23 protein-coding genes are annotated in these 26,084 nt (G+C 43.9%); 18 read left to right on the top strand and 5 right to left on the bottom strand.

Annotated features, from left to right (window positions below):
* The first annotated feature begins 367 nt into the window (after positions 1–367).
* The 3 genes from rtcA (at position 368) to H6G77_RS25525 (ending at position 3,269) form a co-directional block, all read left to right on the top strand.
* Positions 368–1,438 (top strand): RNA 3'-terminal phosphate cyclase, encoded by a 1,071-nt coding sequence (rtcA, locus tag H6G77_RS25535; protein ID WP_190873062.1) that lies wholly within the window; start codon positions 368–370, stop codon positions 1,436–1,438.
* Positions 1,439–1,903: 465 nt separating this feature from the next.
* Entirely contained in the window at positions 1,904–2,419 is a 516-nt protein-coding gene (tadA, locus tag H6G77_RS25530; protein ID WP_190674793.1) for a tRNA adenosine(34) deaminase TadA, read from the top strand.
* A gap of 79 nt (positions 2,420–2,498) precedes the next feature.
* Entirely contained in the window at positions 2,499–3,269 is a 771-nt protein-coding gene (locus H6G77_RS25525) for a 1-acyl-sn-glycerol-3-phosphate acyltransferase (RefSeq protein ID WP_190873061.1), read from the top strand.
* Positions 3,270–3,290: 21 nt separating this feature from the next.
* Here the strand turns inward: H6G77_RS25525 and H6G77_RS25520 are convergent, their stop codons facing one another.
* A complete protein-coding gene (locus tag H6G77_RS25520) occupies positions 3,291–5,393 on the bottom strand; it encodes a S8 family serine peptidase (protein ID WP_190674795.1) in 2,103 nt (700 codons plus the stop codon).
* Positions 5,394–5,566: 173 nt separating this feature from the next.
* Here H6G77_RS25520 and H6G77_RS25515 point away from each other — a divergent pair, with 173 nt between their 5' ends.
* The 3 genes from H6G77_RS25515 to grxD all read left to right on the top strand — a co-directional run bounded on the left by H6G77_RS25515 (position 5,567) and on the right by grxD (position 6,898).
* Complete coding sequence (locus tag H6G77_RS25515; RefSeq protein WP_190591016.1) at positions 5,567–6,142, top strand: hypothetical protein; 576 nt, start codon at positions 5,567–5,569, stop codon at positions 6,140–6,142.
* Between the two features lie 99 nt (positions 6,143–6,241).
* Positions 6,242–6,499, top strand: a complete 258-nt coding sequence (locus H6G77_RS25510) for a BolA family protein (RefSeq protein WP_190591017.1) — start codon at positions 6,242–6,244, stop codon at positions 6,497–6,499.
* A 75-nt stretch (positions 6,500–6,574) separates the two neighbouring features.
* A complete protein-coding gene (grxD, locus tag H6G77_RS25505) occupies positions 6,575–6,898 on the top strand; it encodes a Grx4 family monothiol glutaredoxin (protein ID WP_190591019.1) in 324 nt (107 codons plus the stop codon).
* Between the two features lie 312 nt (positions 6,899–7,210).
* Here grxD and H6G77_RS25500 read toward each other — a convergent pair whose 3' ends face one another.
* The gene (locus tag H6G77_RS25500) at positions 7,211–7,459 is read right to left on the bottom strand and encodes a DUF6761 family protein (protein ID WP_062296854.1); all 249 of its coding nucleotides are present in this window, start codon (positions 7,457–7,459) and stop codon (positions 7,211–7,213) included.
* 561 nt (positions 7,460–8,020) lie between these two features.
* Between H6G77_RS25500 and H6G77_RS25495 the strand changes: the two genes are divergently transcribed.
* A complete protein-coding gene (locus H6G77_RS25495) occupies positions 8,021–8,788 on the top strand; it encodes a response regulator transcription factor (protein WP_190591021.1) in 768 nt (255 codons plus the stop codon).
* Positions 8,789–9,028: 240 nt separating this feature from the next.
* Here the strand turns inward: H6G77_RS25495 and H6G77_RS25490 are convergent, their stop codons facing one another.
* Positions 9,029–9,799 carry an ATP-binding cassette domain-containing protein gene (locus H6G77_RS25490; protein ID WP_190873060.1) on the bottom strand — a complete coding sequence of 257 codons (771 nt, stop codon included), beginning with the start codon at positions 9,797–9,799 and terminating at the stop codon, positions 9,029–9,031.
* 61 nt (positions 9,800–9,860) lie between these two features.
* Positions 9,861–10,418 (bottom strand): hypothetical protein, encoded by a 558-nt coding sequence (locus H6G77_RS25485; protein ID WP_190591026.1) that lies wholly within the window; start codon positions 10,416–10,418, stop codon positions 9,861–9,863.
* A 384-nt stretch (positions 10,419–10,802) separates the two neighbouring features.
* Here H6G77_RS25485 and H6G77_RS25480 point away from each other — a divergent pair, with 384 nt between their 5' ends.
* From H6G77_RS25480 to H6G77_RS25435, 10 genes are all read left to right on the top strand, one after another.
* A complete protein-coding gene (locus tag H6G77_RS25480; protein WP_190873059.1) occupies positions 10,803–12,425 on the top strand; it encodes an AAA-like domain-containing protein in 1,623 nt (540 codons plus the stop codon).
* Positions 12,426–12,663: 238 nt separating this feature from the next.
* Complete coding sequence (locus H6G77_RS25475) at positions 12,664–15,183, top strand: AAA-like domain-containing protein (RefSeq protein WP_190873058.1); 2,520 nt, start codon at positions 12,664–12,666, stop codon at positions 15,181–15,183.
* Positions 15,184–16,521: 1,338 nt separating this feature from the next.
* Positions 16,522–18,102 (top strand): phage tail sheath subtilisin-like domain-containing protein, encoded by a 1,581-nt coding sequence (locus H6G77_RS25470; protein ID WP_190873057.1) that lies wholly within the window; start codon positions 16,522–16,524, stop codon positions 18,100–18,102.
* Positions 18,103–18,111: 9 nt separating this feature from the next.
* Positions 18,112–18,627 (top strand): phage tail protein, encoded by a 516-nt coding sequence (locus H6G77_RS25465; protein WP_190677389.1) that lies wholly within the window; start codon positions 18,112–18,114, stop codon positions 18,625–18,627.
* 33 nt (positions 18,628–18,660) lie between these two features.
* Positions 18,661–19,395, top strand: coding sequence for a phage baseplate protein (locus H6G77_RS25460; RefSeq protein WP_190873056.1), 735 nt, complete (start codon positions 18,661–18,663; stop codon positions 19,393–19,395).
* Entirely contained in the window at positions 19,396–20,226 is an 831-nt protein-coding gene (locus H6G77_RS25455) for a hypothetical protein (protein WP_190873055.1), read from the top strand.
* On the top strand, positions 20,223–21,152 hold the full coding sequence (locus tag H6G77_RS25450; protein WP_190873054.1) for a DUF4255 domain-containing protein: 930 nt from the start codon (positions 20,223–20,225) through the stop codon (positions 21,150–21,152). Before H6G77_RS25455 ends, H6G77_RS25450 begins: the two co-directional genes overlap by 4 nt.
* On the top strand, positions 21,149–23,137 hold the full coding sequence (locus H6G77_RS25445) for an ATP-binding protein (protein ID WP_190873053.1): 1,989 nt from the start codon (positions 21,149–21,151) through the stop codon (positions 23,135–23,137). The genes H6G77_RS25450 and H6G77_RS25445 overlap by 4 nt, the downstream gene beginning before the upstream one ends.
* Positions 23,134–23,385, top strand: a complete 252-nt coding sequence (locus H6G77_RS25440; protein WP_190873052.1) for a hypothetical protein — start codon at positions 23,134–23,136, stop codon at positions 23,383–23,385. The genes H6G77_RS25445 and H6G77_RS25440 overlap by 4 nt, the downstream gene beginning before the upstream one ends.
* Positions 23,382–25,031, top strand: coding sequence for a DUF4157 domain-containing protein (locus H6G77_RS25435; RefSeq protein WP_242049301.1), 1,650 nt, complete (start codon positions 23,382–23,384; stop codon positions 25,029–25,031). The genes H6G77_RS25440 and H6G77_RS25435 overlap by 4 nt, the downstream gene beginning before the upstream one ends.
* Here the strand turns inward: H6G77_RS25435 and H6G77_RS36345 are convergent.
* The gene (locus H6G77_RS36345) at positions 25,028–25,153 is read right to left on the bottom strand and encodes a hypothetical protein (RefSeq protein ID WP_277880657.1); all 126 of its coding nucleotides are present in this window, start codon (positions 25,151–25,153) and stop codon (positions 25,028–25,030) included. The two genes, H6G77_RS25435 and H6G77_RS36345, sit on opposite strands and share 4 nt — an antisense overlap.
* Between H6G77_RS36345 and H6G77_RS25430 the strand changes: the two genes are divergently transcribed.
* Positions 25,152–25,811, top strand: coding sequence for a hypothetical protein (locus H6G77_RS25430; protein ID WP_190873050.1), 660 nt, complete (start codon positions 25,152–25,154; stop codon positions 25,809–25,811). The genes H6G77_RS36345 and H6G77_RS25430 overlap by 2 nt on opposite strands.
* Positions 25,812–26,084 lie beyond the last annotated feature (273 nt).

The raw sequence follows: 26,084 nt of genomic DNA, 5'->3' as shown, positions 1-26,084 counted from the left end.
TTTTTTGAAGATGTGCTGCAACTATTTTTTCTCGAAGATCGACAGAGTATGACTTCATTTAGAGGTATTTATATTTTAATTTATTGTACCTCATAACAGACGCAAGTGCTGTAAGCTATCGAGCCGTTGGACAGTTAAAGGGAGACACAGTTATTTGGTTTTGGGTGGGGTCACATACAGAGTATGAAAGGCTACTATCTCAGATGTAATATACCAGCTATTACAGGCAATAATTATGGGGAATGGAACGCACCATCAAGTAAGCCTGTCGGACTACGCTCAATTTAGCTGTGTTTATTTCTGGTCATCTGTGCTTTAATTGTCAAAACTTGGGCATTACCCAACATCTATCATTCCAACACTGCTCATGATTGACATTGACGGTTCCTACGGGGAGGGAGGCGGACAAGTTCTCCGTACTTGCCTGAGTTTAGCCGCTATCACGGGTGAACCTATTCGCATTGCCAATATTCGTGCCGGACGCAAAAAGCCAGGGTTAGCGCCACAACACCTGACAGCAGTCCGCGCGGCGGCGAAGATTTGTCAAGCTCAATTACAGGGTGATGCTTTGGGTTCGATGATGCTGGAATTTATGCCCAGTCGCTCAGTGCAGTCGGGAAACTATACTTTTGATGTCAGTGAAGTGTTAGAAGGTGGTTCGGCTGGAGCAATTACTTTAGTTTTACAAACAATTCTTTTACCGTTAGCTTTAGCCAAGGGTAATTCTCAAGTAACGTTGCGTGGTGGTACTCATGTGATCTTCAGCCCGACGATGACATATATTGAGCAGGTATATCTGCCAATGCTTCAGCGTATGGGTGTTAAAGCATCTGTGAAATTAGGTGCTTGGGGGTGGTATCCCCAAGGTGGCGGAGAGGTAACATTGCAGGTGAGTGGTGGTAGTCAACTCAGTGGCATAAATTTACTCAAACGCGGTAATTTACGCCAAGTACGGGGACTGGCAGTGGTGACGGAATTACCTGCTCATATTCCTCAGCGAATGGCAAATCGGGCTGAGAAAATATTACGCATAGCTGGGTTCAAGGTTTCTATGCAAACTTTACGAGAAAGAGGTGTCGCTGCGGGGGCTGGGATTTTTCTGACGGCTGAATATGAGAATAGCTTGACGGGATTTGGTGGGTTTGGGCGATGGCGGATGTCATCAGAAAGGGTGGCTGAAATTGCTTGTGAACAACTGTTGAAGTTTCACCAAACGGGTGCGCCTGTCGATGAGCATTTAGGAGATCAGTTAATTTTGCCAGCCACTTTGGCTACAGAAGCAAGCCAGTATCACGTAGCGAATATTAGTACCCATTTGACAACGAATGCAACTGTAATTGAGCAGTTTGGACTGTCGCGGGTAATGGTGGATGAAGTGGAAAAGATTGTGAAGGTAGTGCCAATATCTGACGCAGAGACGCAGAAAGTAAGAGTTTGAGAGGTATTTTGGGAAAGTTATAGGACTTGAAAAAATAAGGTTTTAGAACAGGGTGCAGGAATATGAGGGTGTAAGTATTCAAAACCCTTTCATCCTCACACCCAATCTCCACAGAAAATTTTGATGCGTAAGTCCTGAGTCATAATCTCTAGTCCTGTTCCCTACGATAAAATCCCAATTTGTTTGACTCAGCACTCACTTTATTTTACAGGTGGGGGCTTCTGCCCGAATTGGCTAAAATTAGTAAGTCACGCGATGTGCAACTTATTCTTGAAACCCCTCTCCAAACCTCTCCCCGTTGGCGTTAGCCTGCCGTTAGGCAAGCGGAGAGAGGCTTTGAATCTTGCTCCCCTTCCCTTGTAGGGAAGGGGTTGGGGGTTAGGTTTGAGAGAAAGTTGCACACGGCGTTAAGTCTTAACCAACAAAAAGCGATCGCATTCATTCAACCATCAAACTAGATTTGATATGTCAATCGAATATCCAGAATATTGGACACATCGTCAATGGATGAGTCGGGCTTTAGAAATCGCCCAAGCCGCAGGAGAGGCGGGTGAAATTCCAGTTGGTGCTGTTATTGTCGATAGTCAGGGAAATTTGATTGCTGAAGGGGAAAATCGCAAAGAACGGGACAAAGACCCGACAGCCCACGCCGAAATTGTAGCAATTAAAGCAGCATCTCAAACATTACATAGCTGGCGACTGCATGAATGTACATTATACGTAACTTTAGAACCTTGTCCGATGTGTGCAGGTGCAATTATCCAATCACGGTTGAGGACGCTTGTCTATGGAGTGGACGATACTAAAACTGGCGCAATTCGGACTGTCCTAAATATTCCCGATGGTGCAGCTTCTAATCATCGTCTGCAAGTCCTGGGAGGCATTCTAGAATCAGCTTGTCGCCAGCATTTGCAAGCTTGGTTTGCTACTCGCAGACTTCAACAAAAAACTACAGACACCAAGAAAACTGTCCAATCATAACTACACAATTTATAAAAGAGAATTTACGGTTTAATTAATCACTATTTAATCAACCTCTGGGCAATTCGCAGCTACCGACATGATAAAACTTGACTTCTCCCAAAATACGCAACAGATCAAGCCAACATCACAGAAATCATTAAATCATCAGGTGGCTGATACTACCTCACAGGTTTCTCCCTTGTTAGGGCCGATAGCGTATCGTTTGGGACGACATCTGCTTTTACCTTTGTTCTTCGGCAGAATTACCATCACGGGACAACACAATGTTCCCACAACAGGGCCAATTATCTTAGCACCCACCCACCGGGCGCGTTGGGATGCTTTAATTGTCCCTTACGCTACTTCTCTAATTACTGGGGGAGATTTGCGCTTTATGGTGACTATCACTGAATGCCAGGGCTTACAAGGCTGGTTTATCCGTCGTTTAGGTGGGTTCCCTGTAGATCCACAACATCCGACAATTTCCACCTTACGACATGGCGTTTCTTTACTAGAACAAAGAAAAACCTTGGTCATCTTTCCCGAAGGCGGCATTTTCCGCGATGGTAAGGTTCATCCTTTAAAGCCAGGAATTGCCCGCTTGTCTTTGACTGCGGAAATGAATCACCCAGGACTGGGGGTCAAAATTGTGCCTATGAGTATCAATTACAGCGAACCCTATCCCAACTGGGGTACAGATGTGCATATTAACATCGGCAGCCCGATTAATGTTGCAGAATATACTAACGGTTCTGTCAAACAAAATGCAAAACGGATGACAGATGAGTTAGCCAAGGAACTGCAAAGCTTAAATCATCAAGAAGCAGAAGTGACTAATGGGCAATGGTCAATGGTTAATGGTCAATAGTCATTTGTGTGTGATTTAAGCCTAATTACCAATAACTAATTCCCAACTGTTTAATCTACCAACATCTTGCGGTGCAGCATCGATGAGCCACAATTGCCAGCGCCCTTGACCAGATATGGATAGTAATTGCTTGAGGGCAGGATGCGATCGCACGCTATAAGTCGTCTGCAAGTTTGTCCTTCTACCTAAAGTCCGGTTTTGTAACAAAACTGACTGATTATTCGGTGCTATTAAGTAAATTTCTACATCGCCTAAGAAATCGTGTGAGACATTCACACTCACTTGAATATCTTTAACGACAATATCTTCGTTAATGGCGATCGCACTTTTCACACCTTGGCGATCGTTATCGGGAATGCCTACAGAGTTGGTATTACTCACCCGCAAATTTTGGCTGACTGGTGATGCGCCTTCTCGCATTTGCTTGGCGGCTTGGACTGCTTTAGCGGCGTTGATTTTGCCATAGCCAAACCATTGGGAATGACCATTACCATTGTATGTCCCGCCTTTTAAACCTAATTGGGGGTCGGGATTCGGGTCAACTATTTTATCGGCAGTTTCTTGTAAGATGCGTTTAACTTGTTGAGCAGTTAAATCGGGATTCGCTGATAAAATCAAAGCTGCTACCCCAGCCACCACAGGCGTAGCACTGGAAGTTCCACCAAAAGTACTGGTAAAATTCCCCTTGTCGTAACCTGCGGCTCCTAATTGGTCAGTTGTAAACACACCCAACCCGTTAAGATAAGCAGCGATCGCAGGTTGGGTATACACATAACCCTTTTCCGGAAATGACATTCCTGGTGGCGCATTATTACTAGGCGCACACACCGCAATACTATCTCCCCAATTACTGTAAGCCGCTTTCTTATTCAAACTCGTGGAAGCCGCAACAGTAATCACATCAGGATGTACCGCAAAACCACTGAGCCACTCGGTTTTACCTTGTAAAATTTTATCAGGCCAACTTTGTTCAATTACACTCCCATTAATTGGGCGATTGGCATTACCAGCAGCAAAACAAATCACACATCCTTTTCCCTTCCTGCCTTTGGTGGCTGCGCGGGTAATTGCCGCCCGTTGCCGCAAAGACAAGGGGAAATACACAGCCGAGGCTCCCCAACTGCAAGAAATTACACTTGCACCCTTGTCAATTGCCCAATTAAAAATTTGTTCAACAGATTCATCATCTAAATAGCCAGTGGTACGGATGGGCATAAACGCACAACCAGGAGCCACCCCCACAATACCAGAACCATTTTCTTCGGCAATGGCTACCCCTGCACAAGCTGTCCCGTGGCTAGTTTCTTTCGCATCAGGTAAAGGTAGAAAATCATTTTGTTTCAAATCTCTAGGGGCAACAACTTTACCTGAACCTTGAAAATCAGGATGATTCAAATCAAAAGAATCATCCACCACAGCCACAACCACAGAACGCACACCGCGAGTAATATCCCAAGCTTTTTCCACTGAGATATGAGAACCTAAAACTAAATCCTCACCGCCGCTATGGTTTAAGTACCACTGTTGGGTATAAAGCGGGTCACGGGGTTTATAGTGTGTTTCGCTGTTAATGATAATGTTAGGTTCAGCAGCTAACACTTCTTTGAGTCCTTGGAGTTGGTTAGTAATTTTAATCGGGTTGTCTGTAGCTTGTTTACTAACCAAAAATACGAAAGTGTTAGGGATACCCAGAACAGGTTGATCTTGAATTAAACTATAGGCGCTGGCGATCGCATTAATTCTAGGCGCTGCTATATCTTCTAAAAATTGAATAGTAATTTGGTCGCCTAAATAAACAAAAGTCCCAGGATTATTTTTAATCGTGTAAACATGGCTGGCAAAGGCTACAGTTTCTGCGGCGCGGGCTTGAGACATCGCCGCATCTAATTGGGCGGGGGGAACTTGAAATAATTCTAGTTGTGCTTGGGGAATACTGCGCTGCCAAATGCCCCAAGTTACCTGAGATAATTGTTGAGGTGTAAAATCGTTAGCTGGGCGGATGGTGAAACGGTCTGTTGCTTTTTCTAACACTAATTCTTCACCACCGCGTTGCAGAACAAATCCCAAATTGCTGGCTGGTACACCTGTGGTTGGAAGATCAGAGGAATTAATGCGATCGCTCATAATAGACGATGGTAATTAGTATACAGAGGCACTGGGAACTCGATTAAACCGATTTTCAGTCTAAAGCAAAGAAACCGAGTATATAGCTGTGTTTTGTTTAAAACGAAAACAAAGTTAAGATACCCAAAGTTTCTCTTAGTATTTATATATATTTGTCACACCCAATTTAATCCATGAAAATAGCTGCAACTGCGCCTTTTCTTAGCCTCAGTTCCTTCTCAGTCATCCTCCTCTTGAGTTTGCTATCACCCGCTTATAGCCAACAAGCACAGCCCATTGACCCGAATGACCCCAACAACCTCCGTCCTACCACCCAAACCAATAGCCTGTTAAGCATTGAAGGCGGAGAAAGACTGATGAAAGAGGCAGAAGCAGCAGTTTCCGCCCAAAACTATGCCCTCGCTGCCAAAAAACTCCAAGAAGCACGGCAAGTTTTTAATCAGCTATCTAACTTTTATCAAGACCTAAACTCTAGCTTTTCTGGTATTGACATCAGAGTGTCTGACTCTCAACGTCAAAAAGCTTTCTTAACTGCTCAAAAGCGAGATGAAGCCACATATCAACTAGCACTCGTACATCGCGCCCAAAATCAGCCAGAATTAGCCGTACCACTATTAATTCAAATTATTAGAAGTCAAAATCCCACACGCGATTTAGGTAAAAAAGCATATCAACAGCTATTTGAACTCGGTTTTGTTGATACCCCCTACCCCAGACAAGGTAGTGGCGGTTCCACTTCTCAAAAATAAACCTTTGTCCCCCTTATCCCTCTTCCCCCTACTCCCCACTCCCCACTCCCAACTCCCTAATCTGCTAATAATAGAGAAGTAGTTTTTTCAGAAATTGCGATGATTAGTCCGCAGCAGATTGAGGCTATGATCAAGGCGGAACTGCAAGACGCTCAGATACAAGTACAAGACTTAACAGGTGGCGGAGACCACTATCAAGTTACAGTCGTATCATCGCAGTTTGCAGGTAAAGGACTGGTGCAACAACATCAGCTAGTTTATGGCGCGTTGCGGCAAGCTATGTCCACAGAAGCAATTCACGCCTTGGCAGTTAAAACATTTACGCCAGAAACTTGGCAAGCAACCACCACTTCATAAAATCAATAGTTCCAAGCTAAGTTGAGCATTGACTATTGATTTTTTTATATCCGTAGCATAGGAAACGAAAACACCATGTCACAAGAAGTCCAAGAGAGAATTCAGAACTTAATTAAACAAAACAAAATCTTTGTTTTCATGAAGGGGACTAAGTTAATGCCTCAATGTGGTTTTTCTAACAACGTCGTCCAAATCCTCAATACTTTGGGTGTTCCCTTCGAGACGATTAATGTTCTGGAGGATTCTGAAATTCGTCAAGGCATTAAAGATTATTCCAACTGGCCGACTATTCCCCAAGTTTACATTGATGGTGAATTCATCGGTGGTTCCGACATCCTGATTGAAATGTACCAAAACGGCTCATTACAGGAAAAAGTGGAAGTTGCTCTAGCTTCGTAATTTTAAAATAAGTTTAATTACAAAAAAGCCCCTGTAACGGGGCTTTTTTGATGGACTACGCTTCCCAAAGCAGAAAAATTACTCAATGGTTAGTAGCAAGTAGTGAATAAAAAATTTTCTGCTTTTTAATTAAAATCACAATCTTAAACACCCCTTATGAGAGTTACCAAAATTACCACAAGTCAAAGGGGATGTTTTCTCCAGTACATTCTCTCCCAAAATTTGCACCATCGCACACTTGATAAATACAGATAACGTGCTATAATCATCTGCGTCAATCTACGTTTACTTTGAATGGCTAAAGCAAAAGCTTTAGTAGTAATCGTGTTGTGGTTGTGGTTCCGGCATTGCAAAATTTGAAGCATCGTACAAGTAGCGGCTGGCTTCCTCTTCTAGACGATGAATCAGATATGGCTCGATAGCGTTGCCATGTCGCAGTGCGGCTAGATATCCATCCAAATACATCCGCATATCGTCCATACGATAACCGCGATTCCATAGCTCGACGAAGGCGTCTGTGAGTCTTTGGTAATAGCGGATGGTTTGTGTGTCTTGAAGCATAACTGCTGTTTGATCTCTTTGGAATGAGAATTGTAAATGATTAACGCTGAAATGTGAAGTGCCACTTTCGCTTTTTTAGCGTTTTTGGCATATAAGTTATGCCAATGATTCTGCTTTGATCTGCCCCCTCCAGCAGCTACAGCGTATTTAGATCCTATTCCAGAAAACTGGGAAATTGATTGGTAAGTAATTTATTCTTATGATTTCTTCTTTCAACAACCTGATTTTTGTGGTTGAGGTTAAGCTTAAGCAAGCAGAAACTAGACTTCAACAGCAGGCTGAAGGACTTTTACAAGGATGACAATTTGGCTGAGTACAAGTTCTTCATCAAGTTACAATTTGCTAAAAGCAAAATGATTGTTAAGAAGAACTTTTGATAAGTCTAACAAAAATTTAAGAAAATTACTAATTAACCTTGGAAATAGGCTGAGGTGGGAGATATTGCCACCCTTGTTTAGCATAAATGTCAAATGAATTGTGAGTAGAAGTAACAAAGACTACAAAACCTTGAGCATGGGCTTGTTACTTTGAAAGTCATCAACGCTAAGGGGTCTTACCGCCGTGGGTTCGGTTTGTATTGAAATCGTTGAGGGGAATCCCCATCTGAGGTCGTTGCTGGGTTGGCACTTGCAACAGTTAGAGTATAGGGTAAATCAAGCTGCCAGCATTTATCAAGCAAGAGAAGTGTTTTTAACCCATCAACCTACTCTAGTCATTCTAGATGCGGATCTGCCCGATGGAGATGGTATCGAGTTTTGCCGTTGGTTGCATCGTCAGCAACAGCCTTTAATCTTAATGCTGTCTGCACGTAGCAACGAGGCGGATGTGGTCGCAGGACTAAAGGCGGGGGCCGATGATTACCTCAGCAAACCTTTTGGAATGCAGGAGTTTTTGGCTAGGGTTGAGGCATTAATTCGCCGCAAACGCACGCCGACTGCGCCAGCTTATTTAGACTATGGCACTTTGCAAATTGATTTAGTGCAGCGTCGTGTCCGGTTCCAAGGGGAGTTTATTGATTTAACACCCCAGGAATTTAGTTTGTTGTATGTGTTGGCGCAAGCTGGCGGAGTACCTTTGTCTCGCTCAGAATTACTGCGTCGTGCTTGGCCAGATGCAATTGACAACCCGCGCACGATAGACACTCATGTTTTATCACTACGTAAAAAAGTAGAACTTGATCCCCGCCAACCTAGTTTGATTCAAACTATTCGGAATGTGGGATACAGATTTAACATGGAAATTTTGAATGCCAATCTTCCCCAATCACAAACTAAGTTAGCAAAAGAACGGTTTAGCAATCAACGTCCAACAGTAACTACTCAACGGTGATGAAGCAGGTGAGAGGTAACAGGTGAGAGGTGACAGGTGATAGATTTTGCCTGGATTTTATCATCTGCGGATTTCTAAAACTATGCTTCAACTGCTACATAAGAGGGTTTGGTTGGGTGCAGTACAAGTTTTCAGGAGAGAGGCTAGAGGCTAGAGGTTATAGACTAGGCTATTTTGCTTTATCCAAACAAAGAGTGCTGTAAGAGTTGTGTTTAGGGTGATTTATCAGATAAGAGGTTTTTAAATCCATTCTTGTGCGGCTTGAGTTTCTGCCTGAGTCAAACTTGCTTGTAAACTGACTAAATCTACCTCAGAGGCGGGTTTGTCTGCTAACAACTGGCCTTGGTGCAGGTGTAACAGCCTTGTACAAAACATTTGGGCTAAATCTAACTGGTGATTAACCATCAAAATTGTAGTTTGTTGGGTTTGGGCTAGTTGAATGAGGATTTGCATCAGATGAGAGGCTGTACCCGCATCCAAGGCTGATGTTGGCTCATCTAATAGTAAAATTTTGGGGTGGATGATTAAAGCACGCGCGATCGCAACTAATTGCCTTTGACCCGATGACAACTGTAACTCATTTTTGGCTAACCAGTCATTAGGAATATGCAGTTGTTCCAGGCAATGGCTAACTCGTTGCCGAATCGTCTGTTTGGGTATTCCGCGCAAAACTAAAGGATATTCCAATGCTTGCTGGACTGTCATCCCCAGTAGTCTTGACTCTTGCAACACCAGTGTTACTGTTTGGCGCAGTTGAATAGCAGGAATTTGGCGATATTCCTGATTTTCCAGATAGATTTTACCGCTAGTCGGTTCAGTTAAGCGGTTTATCAAGCGTAGTAATGAGGTTTTACCAGCACCAGTTACGCCAAAAATCGCAATTCTTTCACCAGGGAATACTTGAAAGGAAATATTCTGTAAGATTGGGTATCCTTGGTGATTGCTTTTTAGTTTGGTAAATAGATTAACTTGCTCAAGCCGGAGTTGGGCTTGTGGAGTGAAATTATCCACAGTGATAGTTTTCCTTTTTTCTCACGCAAAGGATTTTTTCGTCTTTACGTGAGTCTTTAATTTAAGATAGTGTCAAGGCTGTATTAATAGTCCAAGCATCAACTAACAGCAGTAGTAAGGTAAATCCAAATAAAATCGCATACATCCAAGGCTGCGCTAAGGGACGGACATCTGTAGTGTCTATGCCGGTTTTGGCTTGGACGATGTTCACTAACCGGGCAAAACCAGCCACACGCATTGGTAATAAATAAGCTTTACCATCTTTGCTGAGGAAATAATAAACTAAACCGCCTTGACCTGTAGAACGGGGTTTGATTTCTTTAACCTCTGACCAAGGTAAAATCCAACCTTTACGAAAGAAACGCGGAACCCATACAGGGTAAGTTACCTGAATTTCTTGGTCATTGACAATTACTCTTTCTGTCAACACTGCATACAGTCCGACAAAGCCGATGACAATTCCTACCCACAGTAACGAGGGTGGTGTTGGCGCGGCTGTTGCTTGGGCTAAAAATGGCAATGGTATTGTGAGTGCTACATATAAACTCAACAGAGTAATCCGAATCAACGGAGATAGGCGAAATATGGTTGTAGAGGTATTAGCTGAATTGGCTGTCACGGTTCCATTAAGATTGTTGCTTTCAGTTTTATCCTAACGGCACTTATCCCTGTTTAATCATTCTCAAAAAAGAAAAATAATAGTTAAATTTTCAACTTTTAACTGTGGTAGGACTTACGCATAAAAACGAAAAATTAAGGGTTTTGGCGAGGGTGTACTTATTCAAAATCCTTACACCCCAAACCCTTTCACCCTTGCACCCAATCTCCACAGATAATCTTTGTGCGTAAGTCCTGTATAGATATAATAGCGATCGCTTCACACAGAATGTAAAAGACATCCAAGTTTGTTGCCTGCTATTTTTAGCATAGATTTCAGAGAATATTAGCTGTAGTACACTAATTTTAGGGAAAAAACCTGGGTTAATCTACACTAGTTCACTCTGTGAAAAAAATCCTGATACTATCAGCCCATCCTAGCAACGGTAGACCATTACGTTTAGACCAAGAAGTTAGAGAAATTCAGGCAGGATTGAAACGTGCCAATAGTCGAAATAAATTTGAAATTATTGCGAGTTGGGCGGTGCGTCCCGAAGATTTGCGGCGATCGCTGTTAGACTATGAACCAGAAATTGTGCATTTTTCGGGACATGGCGCAGGTAATCAAGGGTTAGTATTAGAAAATGATGCCGGAAAAGGGCAAGTAGTTAGTACAGAGGCTTTAACTAAGTTATTTAGTTTATTTAAAGACAAAATTGAGTGTGTGTTGTTAAACGCCTGCTATAGCGAAGTCCAAGCTGAGGCGATTTTTCAGCATATTGACTGCGTAGTCGGGATGAATCAAGAAATTGGTGATGCAGCAGCCAGAGAGTTTGCAGTGGGTTTTTATGACGCACTCGGCGCTGATAGATCATACCAAGATGCTTATGAGTTTGGTTGTAATGCGATCGACTTAAAAAACATTCCTGAATCTTCCACTCCAGTTCTCAAAAGCCGGAAAAATTCAGTTTCAGAAACAACAGTCACATCAGCAGTATTCTTAGAAAATCCTGAAGGGCAAGTTCCTTTAGGATCTGCATTTTACATCGATCGCCCTCCTGTAGAAACTGACTGTTACACAGAAATTCTCAACGCTGGGGCATTAATTAGAATTAAAGCACCGCGCCAAATGGGTAAAAGTTCGTTAATGTCGCGGATTCTGGATTATGGCAGTAAACAAGGCTATGAAACAGCGTATTTAAACTTTCAGTCAGCCGATGCGGAATTTCTTGATAGTTTGGATATGTTTTTGCAGTGGTTTTGCGCCAGTATTACCGATAGTCTTGGTTTCCCAGACAAGTTAGATGATTTTTGGCGCGGGGTTTTAGGAAGTAAAAACAAGTGTTCCAACTACTTTCAAAGGTATTTGCTGAAAGAGATAGACGCGCCCATTGTCTTGGGTTTAGATGAAGTAGACGAAATTTTTAAACATCCCTCAATTGCTACAGATTTTTTCGGCTTGCTGCGGGCATGGCATGAGCGTGCTAAAAATGATGCAATTTGGCAAAAGCTGAGACTGGTAATTGTCCATTCTAAAGAAGTGTATATTCCTCTGAATATTAATCAGTCACCGTTTAATGTGGGTTTACCTGTGGAGTTGCCAGAATTAAATCCAGCACAGGTAAAAGATTTGGTACAACGTCATGGACTGAATTGGCATAACTCACAAGTTGAGGAGTTAATTAGCTTATTTGGTGGACACCCTTATTTAGTGCGGGTGGCTTTGTATCAAATGGCGAGGGGGAGAATGACTTGGCAAGAACTAGAACAAACAGCGCCTACAGAGTCTGGTGCATATAGTGATCATTTGCGTCGTCATTTGCTGAATTTGCAGGAGGATGAACAATTGCTGACAGCTTTTAAACAAGTACTTATGGCTGATGTAGCCGTTGATGTGGGAACAACAGCCGCCTTTAAACTGCGGAGTATGGGGTTAGTGAAGTTTCAAGGAAATAAAGTTATGCCTTTATGTAATTTATACCGGAAATATTTTAGCGATCGCCTGGGAGTGAAAATCAGTGAACAGTGAACAAAATTATTTTGATAACTGATAACTGATAACTGATAACGATTCTTAATTCTTTTACAAATTCACTAGAGGATATCTGAAAAATTGTTTGTTTTGTTCTCCATACTTTTAGATCCCCCTTAAAAAGGGGGACTTGAAGAAAATTCCCCCCTTAAAAAGGGGGGTTAGGGGGGATCAAGCGAAATATTTGATATTTTTCAGACATATTCACCCCTACACCCTTTCACCCCTACACAATATGACTCAATACCAGTACCAAGTCGGGGGAAGTTTACCCCAAGATGCGCCAACTTATGTCAGACGACAAGCTGACGATGATTTGTATGCAGGCTTGCAGGCTGGGGAATTTTGTTATGTCCTCAACTCTCGGCAGATGGGGAAATCTAGCTTGCGGGTGCGGGTAATGCGGCAATTGCAAGATGAGGGTTTTGCTTGTGCGGCGGTGGATATTACAGCCATAGGGACGGATGATATTACACCGGAACAATGGTATGCCGGGGTAATAGATACGTTGGTGGGATATTTTAATTTGTATACTGATTTTGATTTAGAAATTTGGTGGAATGAGCATAATTTAATTTCACCAGTGCAGCGTTTTAGTAAGTTTATTGAAACAGTTTTATTAGCAAAAATAAGTGGCAAGATTGTAATTTTTATTGATGAAATTGATAGTGTTTTAAGTCTGGGATTTAATTTAGATGACTTTTTTGCAGTTATTCGAGATTGTTATAACCGCCGCGCTGAAAAACCAGAATATAACCGCGTGACTTTTGCTTTAATTGGTGTGTCTACCCCTTCTGATTTGATTCAAGATAAAGGACGCACGCCTTTTAATATTGGTAGGGCGATTGATTTAACTGGGTTTAATTTGGATGAGGCGGAACCTTTGGCACGGGGTTTGGCAACGGTGGGAAATCCGCAAGAGGTGATGGCGGCGGTGTTGGCGTGGACGGGGGGACAGCCGTTTTTGACGCAAAAGGTTTGTAAGTTATTAGTTGCAGAGTTTGGAGAAGAATCTAAAATCCAAAATCCAAAATCTAAAATTGCAGAGTGGGTGGAAAGTGTAGTCAGAAAGCGGATTATTGAGAATTGGGAAGGGCAGGATGAGCCGGAACATTTGAAGACGATTTTATATAGAATTACGCGCAGTGGGGAGTTGCGGACTGGGCGGTTGTTGGGGTTGTATCAACAGATTTTGCAGCAGGGTGAAGTTGCCACTGATGACAGTGCGGAACAAATAGAATTGCGGTTGAGTGGGTTGGTAGTGAGGCGCGAGGGAAAGTTGCGAGTTTATAACCGCATTTATGCAGAGGTGTTTAACTCGCTGTGGTGTGAGCAGTTGTTGGCGAATTTGCGTCCTTATTCTGATGCTTTTAATGCTTGGAAGGCTGCTAATTATCTAGATGAGTCGCGGTTGTTGCGGGGACAGGCTTTGAAAGAGGCTTTGGCTTGGCGAATTGGCAAAAGTTTAACTGATATAGATGATCGGTTTTTGGATGCTAGTCAGGAATTAGAAAGAAAAGAAGTTGAACGAGATTTAGAAATAGCGAAGAAAGAACAAGCAATATTAACAGCCGCGAATAAAACAGCTAGGCGGCGAGTACAAATTGCTTTAGTGTTGTTGCTGGTTTCTGGGGTGGCGGCGGTGGGGTTGGGAGTGTTGGCGGGGCGAAGTAATGAACAATTGGCGGTGGCGAGAGATGAACGGGACAAAATTGATAGTGAGAAAAAACAAAAGGAGGAGGAATTAAAAGCGGCACAGCAGCGAATTAATGATGCTAATAAAAAGGTGGCTGATGCCGAAATCAAGGTTAAGAATGCTGAGGCTAATTTAAAAAAGCAAGAGAAAATTGCCAAGCAACAACTAGATGCCACAAACTTACAACTGGCACAAGCACAAGACAAAGAAAATTTGGCGCGGAAACAAGTAGAAAAGGCACAAAACGACCTGCGACAAGCCAAAGCACAACAGCAAGAGGCTTTGCGGGGGTTAGAAACTGCGGCAGCAGCCCAAAGACTGGCGCAAGGACGGGTGCGAAAGGCACAAAATGACTTAGAAAAAACAGAAGCAGAACGACAAATTGCCTTGGCTGGTATTAGGCTGGAACGGTCAGGGTTGGCAAATATTAACCGCTTGCAGTTTAATCAAGTGGGGGCTTTGCTGGCGGCGATGCGGGATGGCAGAGAGTTAAAAAGTTTAATAGATAAGCGGGGAATTAAACAACTCCAAGATTACCCAGCTGCTAACCCAGTGTTGGCTTTACAGACAATTTTGGATAAAGTGCGGGGCATTACGGTGATGGCTGGGCATGAGGGTGTGGTCATCAGTGCCAGTTTCAGCCCCGATGGGCAGCGCATCCTCACCGCCTCTTATGACAAGACAGCGCGGTTGTGGGACTTACAGGGCAGGGAAATTGCCAAGTTCCAGGGGCATGAGGGTGTGGTCATCAGAGCCAGTTTCAGCCCCGATGGGCAGCGCATCCTCACCGCCTCTTATGACAACACAGCGCGGTTGTGGGACTTACAGGGCAGGGAAATTGCCAAGTTCCAGGGGCATGAGGGTGATGTCAACAGTGCCAGTTTCAGCCCCGATGGGCAGCGCATCCTCACCGCCTCAGATGACAAGACAGCGCGGTTGTGGAATGTAGAAAGTTTAGAGCAATTACTAGCGCGGGGTTGTGGGTGGTTGCGTAACTATTTAATTTACGCGCCGAATTTGAGTGAGGGTGATAGGGGAGTTTGTCAGAGTGGGAATTAGCACTTCGACTGCGCTCAGTGACCAACTTCGACTGCGCTCAGTGACCAACTTCGACTGCGCTCAGTGACCAACTTCGACTGCGCTCAGTGACCAACTTCGACTGCGCTCAGTGAGCGGGGGTTTAAGGGTGTGGGGGTGTAGGGAAAGTAGGGGTTTATGGGTATGGGGGAAAAGGAAAATAGAGATATAGGTGCAGGGGTATGAGGGTGTAATACCAATTTTTTATGAAGCTGCATAGAATCAGATCCCCTTGAGCATCCCCTTAAAAAGCTACGGTGTACACACAAGTACTATCTGCAAGGGTTTCAGGCGTTATAGACCCCTTAAATTGTCATTACGAGCGCAGTGATAACGGAGCGAAGTAATCGCATAATCCCGTAGTTTTGGCGATTGCTACCCTTCGGGAACACTTCGTGAACGTCGTTCCTCTGGAGCGAGACGCTACACGTAGCTTGCTTCCCCGCAGGGGTACGCAATGACAGGCTTTTAGAGCGATCGCAAAACTGAAAGCTAGACGACGAAACCAAACGATAGGTAGGATTTCAAGACTTGTGTGTACACCGTAGCTTAAAAAGGGGGGAACCAGAAAAACATCCATCAAAGTCCCCCTTAAAAAGGGGGATTTAGGGGGATCAAGATATGTGCAACTTCACATTAAATTGGTATGAGGGTGTAAGTATCCAAAACCCTTACACCCCATACCCTTTCACCCTCACACCCAATCCCCACAAAAAATTTTGATGCGTAAGTCCTGAAGTATATGGAGAAAAGAGGCTAGTACAACAAGGCAAAAGTAAAAAGGCAAAAGTAAAAAGGTAAAAGTAAAAAGGCAAAAGTAAAAATAAATAATAACGATACCACAAGATTTTTAGTAATTCTTTTTTTTTCAGAAATCAAATATGAGTCCTATATAGTAGATTTGATGGTTCTGATACCAATTCACGAAATTACTGATACAAATCACTTCCTCTACACCTTTGTTTCCGGTCGCCGAGTGGAGTCGAGGCGCTGCTTGCCTATCTGTATCATGTTTAGAGTGAAATGGTATGAGGTACAGCAAAAAATTTACTTATTACTCATTACTTAATACTCATGCACAGCTAATTTCAGTGAACTTTTATGACTTTATTAAACAAAGTAATTGCTGTAATTATTGTGAATAATTATTTTTGGTCAAAGTATATAAATTCAGACTATTTTGCTAACTAATTTTACGTAATTAGTGCATTTAAAAGAAAGAATGGTATGTTTAAAAAACGGCTGAATTAAGCCAAACAAGTCTTTAAATTTAGACTTTTAAATATTGGCTACGAAGAATCATTGCCAGAGGAACTTCTAATGCCTATCACACCCACTTACCCAGGAGTTTATATTGAAGAAATTCCTAGTGGTGTAAGAACTATTACAGGTGTAGCTACTTCTGTTACTGCTTTTATTGGTCGGGCTTTGCGTGGGCCAGTCAACGAACCTGTTACTATCAACAGCTTTGGTGACTTTGAGCGAATTTTTGGCGGACTGTGGATAGAAAGCACCCTGAGCTATGCTGTGCGTGACTTCTACTTAAACGGCGGTAGCCAAGCAATCATTGTGCGACTGTACCACAAAGATTCAGGAAAGCCAGAGGCTACGCCGCCTGAATCTGCTAAACCACATACAGCCAAGCTGACAGTCAAAGGATTGACGCTAGAGGCAGTTGATCCAGGTAGTTGGGGGAACTATTTACAAGCCCGCATCGATCACGATGTGCCGAAAGATAAAGAGGCTCAACAGCTTTTGGGCGTGAACCAAGCAGACTTATTCAACCTGACCGTTAAAGATACAAAAACTGGGGTAACTGAAAGATTTCGCAATCTTACTGTTCAGGATAGTCCGCGCAGAGTAGATAAAGTATTGGCGAATGAATCTCAGTTAGTTCGGGGGGGAGAATCCCTACCATCTACAGTTCCTACTGCTCATAGCAATGCCGACGAATCATCTAAAGTAGCAGATGCTGATCAAGCTTCAGATGGTTTACCTTTGGCTAAGGCTGACTTCACACCAGATGGAGCAGAAAATAATAAGGAAGGGCTTTATGCGCTCAAGAAAGCCGATTTGTTTAATCTCCTCTGCATCCCGCCCTACCAACCTGATGTAGATATTGAATCGGATTTGATTGGGGAAGCAGCTAAATTTTGTGAAGACCATCGGGCATTCTTGATTGTTGACTCGCCCAAGAGTTGGCAGACCAAAGATACTGCTAAATCTGGGATTGACAGCATTGGTACAAACAGTAATCATGCAGCCATCTTTTTCCCGCGTCTAAAGCAGCCTAACCCCTTGCGGAACAATCAAATAGAAGAGTTTGCCCCTTGCGGTGCAGTGGCGGGTATCTTTGCGCGGACGGATGCACAGCGCGGGGTATGGAAAGCACCGGCTGGTTTAGAGGCGACTTTAGTTGGCGTACCCCAATTAAGTGTATCTCTCACAGATGCAGAAAATGGCGAGTTGAATCCCTTGGGGATTAATTGTTTGCGTACCTTACCTGCTGCGGGTCGGGTAATTTGGGGCGCACGCACTCTGCAAGGAAACGATCGCCTGGCTTCGGAATGGAAGTATATTCCTGTCAGACGTTTGGCTTTGTATATCGAAGAAAGTCTTTATCGTGGTACGCAATGGGTAGTGTTTGAGCCGAATGATGAGCCTTTATGGGCGCAAATCCGCTTGAATCTGGGGGCTTTCATGCACAACTTATTCCGCCAAGGTGCTTTTCAAGGTAAGTCACCCAGAGAAGCTTATTTTGTGAAGTGCGATCGCGAAACAACCACGCAGAATGACATCAATTTGGGGATTGTGAAAATCGTCGTTGGCTTTGCACCACTCAAGCCAGCTGAGTTCGTCATTATTCAACTACAGCAAATTGCCGGACAAATTCAAGCATAGTGAGGCGCAATGGCACAATTTAGCGTTAATCCACAACGGTTTGACCCCTACAAAAACTTTAAGTTTCGCGTGAAGTGGGATGGTCGATATGTCGCAGGTGTGAGTAAAGTCGGTAGTTTGAAGCGGACGACGGAAGTTGTCAAGCACCGTGAAGGCGGCGATCCGAGTAGCGATCGCCTCTCACCAGGACGCAGCACCTACGAAGCCATTACCCTGGAACGGGGGGTAACTCACGATACAGAGTTTGAAAAATGGGCGAATAAAGTTTGGAACTACGGTTCTGGCTTGGGTGCAGAAGTTTCTCTCAAAGATTTCCGCAAAGATATCATTATCGAAGTTTATAACGAAGCTGGACAGTTGGCTATTGCCTACAAAGTTTATCGTTGCTGGGTTTCTGAATACCAAGCATTACCTGAACTAGATGCCAATGCCAATGCGATCGCCATTCAAACTCTCAAACTAGAAAACGAAGGCTGGGAGCGAGATTATGAAGTAGCAGAACCGAGTGAACCAAGCCTTGCCTAGCCTGCTGTTTAATTATTTTGGGAGAGCTAACGAATGCGCCCATTTACTGCCAGCGATGTAATTACAGTTTGGGAGTTAGGACAGCAGCTGCACCCGCTAGAACGGGCAGTATTGCTGTTATCATTCGCCTACCCTGATCAATCTCAGCAGCAGTTGGCAATGCTCAGTGTGGGGCAGCGCGATCGCCGTTTGCTGTTATTGCGACAGATGACGATGGGTTCTCAACTCCATAGTGTGACGACCTGTCCCAACTGTGGCGATCGCTTGGAGTTTGCTTTGAATATCTCAGACATCTATATTAATGAATCATTGGGTAGTTCATACGAAAACAAAACAATTCAAATTGCAGGATTTGAGTGTCAGTTTCGTTTACCCAATAGTCATGATTTGGCAATCTTAACAGCAGATCAAACGATTGAGGAAGCATACTGCTCTTTAATCGAGCGTTGTGTTTTACAAATCAGTCAAGCTGGCACTCCCGTTTCTTGGGAAGCTCTACCACCTGAGATAATCGAGCAATTAGCCCAGCAGATAAGCGACTGCGATCCGCAGGCTGAGATATTGCTGGATTTGGATTGCCCAAACTGTCAGCATCGCTGGCAGGCAATATTTGATATCGTTGTGTTTTTCTGGGCAGAACTTGATGCTTTAGCCAGGCGATTACTGCAAGAAGTTCATACTCTGGCTAAAGCCTATGGTTGGCATGAGGCAGAGATTTTATCCATGACTGCTACTCGACGGCAGTTTTATCTGGACATGGTGATGTAAATGGCAGATTTCTTTTCTCGATTAGTAGAGCGCAGCCTGGGTGTCAGTCCCGTGGTGCAACCTGCGATCGCGCCCAGATTCAGTTCTGCACCTGCGATTATAGATGAAGTCAATCTGCAATGGCGTCGTGAGGTGGAAAATTCTCCCACTCCAGTCAATGCTAATCCATCCGTCGGGGAGCCTTCTCCCCAGAATATTACCTCTGTTCAACCTGACTTAGCTAATAATCAGGTTCCAGGACAAGCACAACAAAATCCCCTTACAACACCGTCACTGCTAAACCAGTCCATACAGTCATCAAACCTGAAACAAGTTATTCCCCCAATAACCCAGGCGATCGCGCCTAGTCAATTCATTGCGGAACCACCGAATCAGAAAGCTGCTCTAGAACCTTTTCAAGTTTTCAAACCGCGTGAGTTCCATCCCCCAATGACGCAAGCGATCGAACCACCGAATCAGAAAGTTTCTTTAGAACCTTTTCGAGTTTTAAAACCCCGTGAGCAAATTCTGGGCGAAAATCCTTCGCTGGTCATGGACGGTGAATTAGCAAACGCACCTGAAATTGTTGCTGACAGGGCAACAGTTCCCATAAGCAAACCAAGCGGTACAATAGCAACTCACCAAGTTCCACTGGCTCAATCTGCTGTATCATCTCCATTGCCACAGGTTGCAACCGAGCCAGCAGCACCTCCCACGATTCGCGTTAGTATCGGCAGGGTTGAAGTCCGGGCAATCATGCCAACCCCACCTGCACCTAAAGCCACTCCAGTCCGTTCTCGTCCGGCAGTGTCGCTGGATACCTATTTGCAGCAACGGGGGAGGAAGCCATGAGTAATTATCTGGCGATCGCCACTGTGACCGCAACCCTGAAACGTGTCCTCGAAAATGCCGTGACGGGCAAAGTTCCAGGGACTTCAACAACGATTACGGTAGGGCAACCAGACCCCAAAGATGCGGCTACTAGTAATGATGGCAGAGTGAACATTTTCCTTTATCAGGTCACTCCCAATTCGGGCTGGCGCAACGCCGATTTGCCGACTCGTCGCGCCGATGGTTCTTTGAGCCAACGTCCACAATTGGCACTTGATCTTCACTATCTCCTCAGCTTTTACGGGGATAAAACCAAACTATTGCCTGAAAGATTGATGGGGTTAGTGATGAAAACCCTGCATACTAAACCGTTTTTGCCACGGCAGCTGATTCAGGATACGGTAGCAGATAACGCAGCTATTTTACAAGGATCAGACTTAGCAGAACAACCGGAATTTGTCAAGTTCTCACCTGTGTCGCTGTCATTGGAAGAGTTATCTAAAATCTGGTCAATCTTTTTCCAGACACAGTATGTATTGTCAACAGCTTACCAAGGGACAGTTGTTCTCATTGAACCCGATGATGAACCAGTCGTGAGTTTGCCTGTGAGCGATCGCAGCATTACAGTGAGTGCCACGCCTCCCACTGTCCCCGCTTCACCACCAACCATTACACAAATTCGCTCACAAGCGGGAGCCGGGGAACCCATTACCCCAGGTAGTCGGTTGCTGATTCAAGGGCAGAACTTCGCCCAGGGAGAAATCAGCTTTATTCAGTTGCAGGATCAGCAAATTAACGTAGAAAACATTCACAACACTGAAATCATCCTGACGTTACCTGACGTTACAGAGGAAGGGGTGAAAACCTTGCAGATTGTTTACCAAAATGGCATTCGTTCCAATCTGGCAAGGTTTATTGTCCGCGCTGCTGGAGGTGTCACCCCATGAACCTTGTTGCAGGCGATCGCTGGCAATCTGCTAACCACCAGTATCTTGTAGCTGCATTGGCAGTTGTGCGGCAGAAATTGGAACAGTTTGTTCAAGATCAGGAAGGGGCTGAAGTATCCCAGGATACTGCTGACGATTCACAGCAGCGATTAACTTTGATTGCGGCGGCAATGACTGAACCCCCGTCCTTAGAAGTTGTTTGCAACACATTTGATTTATCTGACTTTGAGCGAGATGTTTTGCTGTTGTGTGCCGGGATGGAACTGGATGCGGCTTTCCCTCGTTTGTGTGCCACAATTCAGGGACGAGAACAGCAGGCTTATCCGACCTTTAGTCTGGCGTTGACGGTGTTTCCAGATGCTCATTTGAGTGCGATCGCTCCTTCTTCTCCCCTGCTGCACTGGCGATTAATTGAAGTGGAGGAGAGCCGAGTTTTCACCTTGAGTCCATTACGACTCAGCCGTTGGGCATTGCTGTATTTAATGGGAATGCCCCACCTGGATCGAGAGTTGAGTGTGTTGATGAAACCTGTGGTAAATCGCGGAGCATTGCTGCCTTCCTATGAAGCGATCGCCGATCAGTTATCAACCACCTGGGTTGAAGGTTCCGAGCGGGGAGTGTTGCCGATTGTGCAGTTGTGTGGGGAAGAAGTGACAGCCAAATGGGCGATCGCAGCTACAGCTTGCGAACATGTAGACTTGAATTTGTATCGCCTCTCCGCTCAAGCCATTCCCCAGGAGCGGCGGGAGTTAGAAACATTCTTGCGTTTGTGGCAAAGGGAAGTCATTCTGAGCGATCGCGCCTTACTAGTAGATTGTGATGGTGGATATCATAATGACGTTGCCCAGGAAAGCGCCCTGCATCAACTGTTGGAAGAGATTGGTGGCATTGTGTTGGTGAGCAGTCGCGATCGCCGTCGGTTACCCCAGCGTCCCAACCTGACGATTGAAGTCAGCAAACCCACTCCCACGGAGCAACAAGCTATCTGGAAAGCGGCTCTGGGAGAGCGTCAAACAGAGGTGAATGGACAGGTCGAGGCTTTAGTGGCTCAATTTGATTTAAGCAGTAGTGCGATCGCTGCCGCCTGTATTGCCGCCAGTTCTCCCCCATCCTCCTCCTCTCCCCTTGCCAGCCAACTCTGGGATATCTGCCGCCAGCAATCCCGCCCCCGATTGGAGGAACTGGCGCAGCGCATCGAGCCTGCGGCTACCTGGGAGGAATTGGTGTTACCAGAAGCCCAACGGCAAGTTTTACGGGATATTGCGGTGCATGTACGGCAGCGATCGCAGGTTTATGATACCTGGGGCTTCAGGACGAAGGGGAATCGGGGATTGGGGATTAGTGCGCTGTTTGCTGGTAGCAGTGGCACAGGCAAGACGATGGCAGCAGAGGTGCTGGCGCGGGAGTTGCGGCTGGATTTGTACCGGATTGATTTGTCGTCGGTGGTGAGCAAGTACATTGGCGAGACGGAGAAAAATTTGCGGCGGGTGTTTGATGCGGCGGAATCGAGTGGAGTGATTTTGCTGTTTGATGAAGCGGATGCCCTGTTTGGTAAGCGCAGTGAAGTGAAGGACAGCCATGATCGCCATGCCAATATTGAGGTGAGCTATTTGTTGCAGCGAATGGAATCCTATCGGGGTTTGGCAATTTTGACAACCAATTTAAAGGATGCGCTGGATCAAGCTTTTCTGCGGCGGATTCGGTTTATTGTGCAGTTTCCCTTCCCGGATTTGCCGGAACGGGTGGAGATTTGGCGACATATTTTCCCAGCAGCAACCCCGACGGAGGGATTGGAGGTGGAGAAGTTGGCGCAGTTGAATGTGGCGGGGGGCAATATTCGCAACATTGCGATGAATGCGGCGTTTTTAGCGGCGGAGGCAAAGGAGGTGGTGCAGATGAGTCATGTGTTGCAAGCGGCAAAGCGGGAATATGCCAAGTTGGAGAAATCGTTAACGGATGGGGAAATCCGGGGGTGGGTGAAATGAATATTGAGTTGCAGATTGAGGAGTTGGTGCTACATGGATTTGCTCAGAAGGATCGGGGGCGAATTCAACGGGCGATCGAACAGGAATTGACTCGTTTGTTCACAGAGCAAGGTGTTCCTGGTTCACTTTCGCGCAGTTATGAAATTCAGCAGTTGCAGGGTAGCGCGTTTAATGTCAGGGCAGGGATGGGTGTAGAGGCGATCGGTTCTCAAGTAGCGCAGGCAATTTATGGAGGAATATGGGAATGAATACCCGTACAAATACTCATAAACCAATGAGTTCAAATTCTATGCGTTCTACTATCCTTAGTTTGAGTAAGATTTCAACAGGTTCTTGTGTACCATCAACTGAAACTTTGCAAGAAGAATCACTCTTACATTCAAATCGATACAGTTACGAGAATTTTCATACAAATTTAAGTACTTTGAGGAGAACACCACGTAAATCTTCACAAAATGCCACTTCTAGTACATTGCCCAAAAAACTAAAAATTGGACTTGAACAGTTATCTGGCATTGAGTTATCTGAAGTGCGCGTACACACTAACTCTTCAAAGCCTAGTCGGTTAGGAGCAATAGCCTATACCAAAGGTACAGATATTTATTTAAGTCCGGGGCAAGAAAAATATTTACCCCATGAAGCTTGGCATGTGGTACAGCAAAAACAGGGAAGAGTAAAAGGTAAAATGCAAGTTGCTGGATTTTCTATCAATCATGATGCTCACCTAGAGAAAGAAGCAGATTTAATGGGAAATCGGGCAAGCAAACTGAAAAGTAGTAGTGTTTTGCCATCACCTATAAAAGTCACTTCAAGTTCTGCAAATCAATTTGCACCAATTCAGTGTTTTATAGCAATAGATCCCAAGAGTTGGTTAAATGGACGTGTTCCTAATGAAAGATTACTTAAACAATACTTTTATGATTTTGAAATTCACAATGAGATTCAAAAATTGAGAGAAGAACTTCTAGAAGAAAATAATAAGGTGATACTTAATCGTGTCGTCGGATTTTACTATGATAGTTACAATCAAGCAGATAGTACAAACGATTATTCAACTGTCTTACAATGGCTAACAAGCCTTGTTTCAACTATCAATTATTTCTCCCCATTGCTAAAGAGTACTGGTGACAAGAGTGTCAATGATTATGAGGATAAATCGTCAAGAAGTTGGAAAGACCAAGCAGAGGCTCTCAAAGAAATGCATGAATCCAAGGGAAAAATAGAAAAATTAACTTTTATAGATCCAAATATAGATTCAAAAAACAGAAAAAATAAAGTAAATTCACAAGAATTAGAACAACATAAGATTCCAACTATTCCATATAGTGTCTTTAAAGAAGTAGCTCCTAATAATCTTGTTCGATTAATTCGAGATATTTACTTTTCTTGGAAAACCAACATAATTTTTGATATGCGTACTGAGGACGAGATCAAAAAGAAAGATATAACCTCGGATCACCCAGGAGCATTACGGAGCTGGCATATGAATACTGAAAATAGCTTGCCTCAAATCCCGATGCCTGAAACCTATAAACTTAATAAAATCCATTCTCATTACAAGAAAACCTCAAAAGAAATGAATAATGTAAGTATAAAAATGAGTAATACATCTGAGATTAGCAAAGATAAGGAACCTGTAAAAGATAAAGAACCTATAGGATACGCAGAGTACACAGGGACAGGAATACGTAACCCTCTCAACAGCAATAGAGATGTACATAATGTAAAAATAGTGTTGGACTATGTGACAGGCAAAATATATGTAACTGTATCTCACTATGGAAATTGGGAGATTAAAAACAAAGGGCAGGAAGATGAGAGATATTCTGCGGTGGGACAAAAAGCAGGGTCAGGGGAGTTTAGTGCATGGTTTCATATAGACATGAATAGTTAGTAACTGTGTGTTATGCCGAAAGTCGATAAAGATACATGACTGTCGAGTAATAAAATTGCAAATTCTAAATAAATTAGCCGAGATTGTTGGGCAAGAAGATTAATGTGAGGTATCCATTGCATGACCAGTTTTTCAGGCTCTCCTCGTTTATTTAAAGGCGCGATCATTGGTTTCGATATCGCCAATCCAATTCCGAAAGTGATTCCGTTTCAATACAATCCTGAAACGCTAACTCGCTCATTAGAACCGCAAATGCAGGGCAACGATCAGGCAGGTTCTACGCTGGGTTTACGACTCAGTGGCGCAGCAGTAGAAAGTATCAATATTGATATTGAAATGGATGCCACTGACCAGTTAGAAAAAGGCAAAGATATTGCTGTCAATATGGGTATTTATCCCCAACTTTCGGCACTCGAAATGCTAGTGTATCCTGCCAGTTCGATGGTAATTGCTAACACAATTATGCTGGCTGTGGGAACGATTGAAATTATGCCACCACCACCCAAATTAACGCTATTTATTTGGGGACAACGCCGCATTCTACCCGTAAACATCACCAGCTTCAGCATCATCGAAGAAGCCCATGACACAAACCTGAATCCAATTCGGGCGAAAGTCTCTTTAGGAATGCGAGTATTGACCTATTCCGATTTGCCAATCACCCATCCTGGTTATCATTTATATCTGGCTCATCAGGTTGTTAAAGAAACAATGGCAACATTGGGAACAGGCACCAGCTTAAATAATTTATTGGGGACAAATATTAAGTTATTAAGCTAATTGTAGATTTAAATCCGGTTTTTATGTTTAATGAATACAAGTATTTCTAAGCAGAATAATAAGCAAACAAACCTCGTCCATTTTAAAATATGGAGTGCGGGCATCTTGCCCGCTACTACCAACAGGGAGCAAGATGCTCCCACTACCCATGAAAAACTATGTTTATCAAAATAGATGTGGTTTAAAAAGTATTCAATTAACTCCTGATCAATCAATTTAGAATGCAATTTGCTAATTCTGAAATTTTATCAAAATAACAATCTTGAATTAGGC

It is taken from the genome of Aulosira sp. FACHB-615 (genome assembly GCF_014698045.1).
In the GTDB taxonomy this organism is placed as follows: Bacteria; Cyanobacteriota; Cyanobacteriia; order Cyanobacteriales; family Nostocaceae; genus Nostoc_B.
Note: the sequence above shows the minus strand (reverse complement) of the source record. Positions and strands in the feature narration are given on the sequence as shown.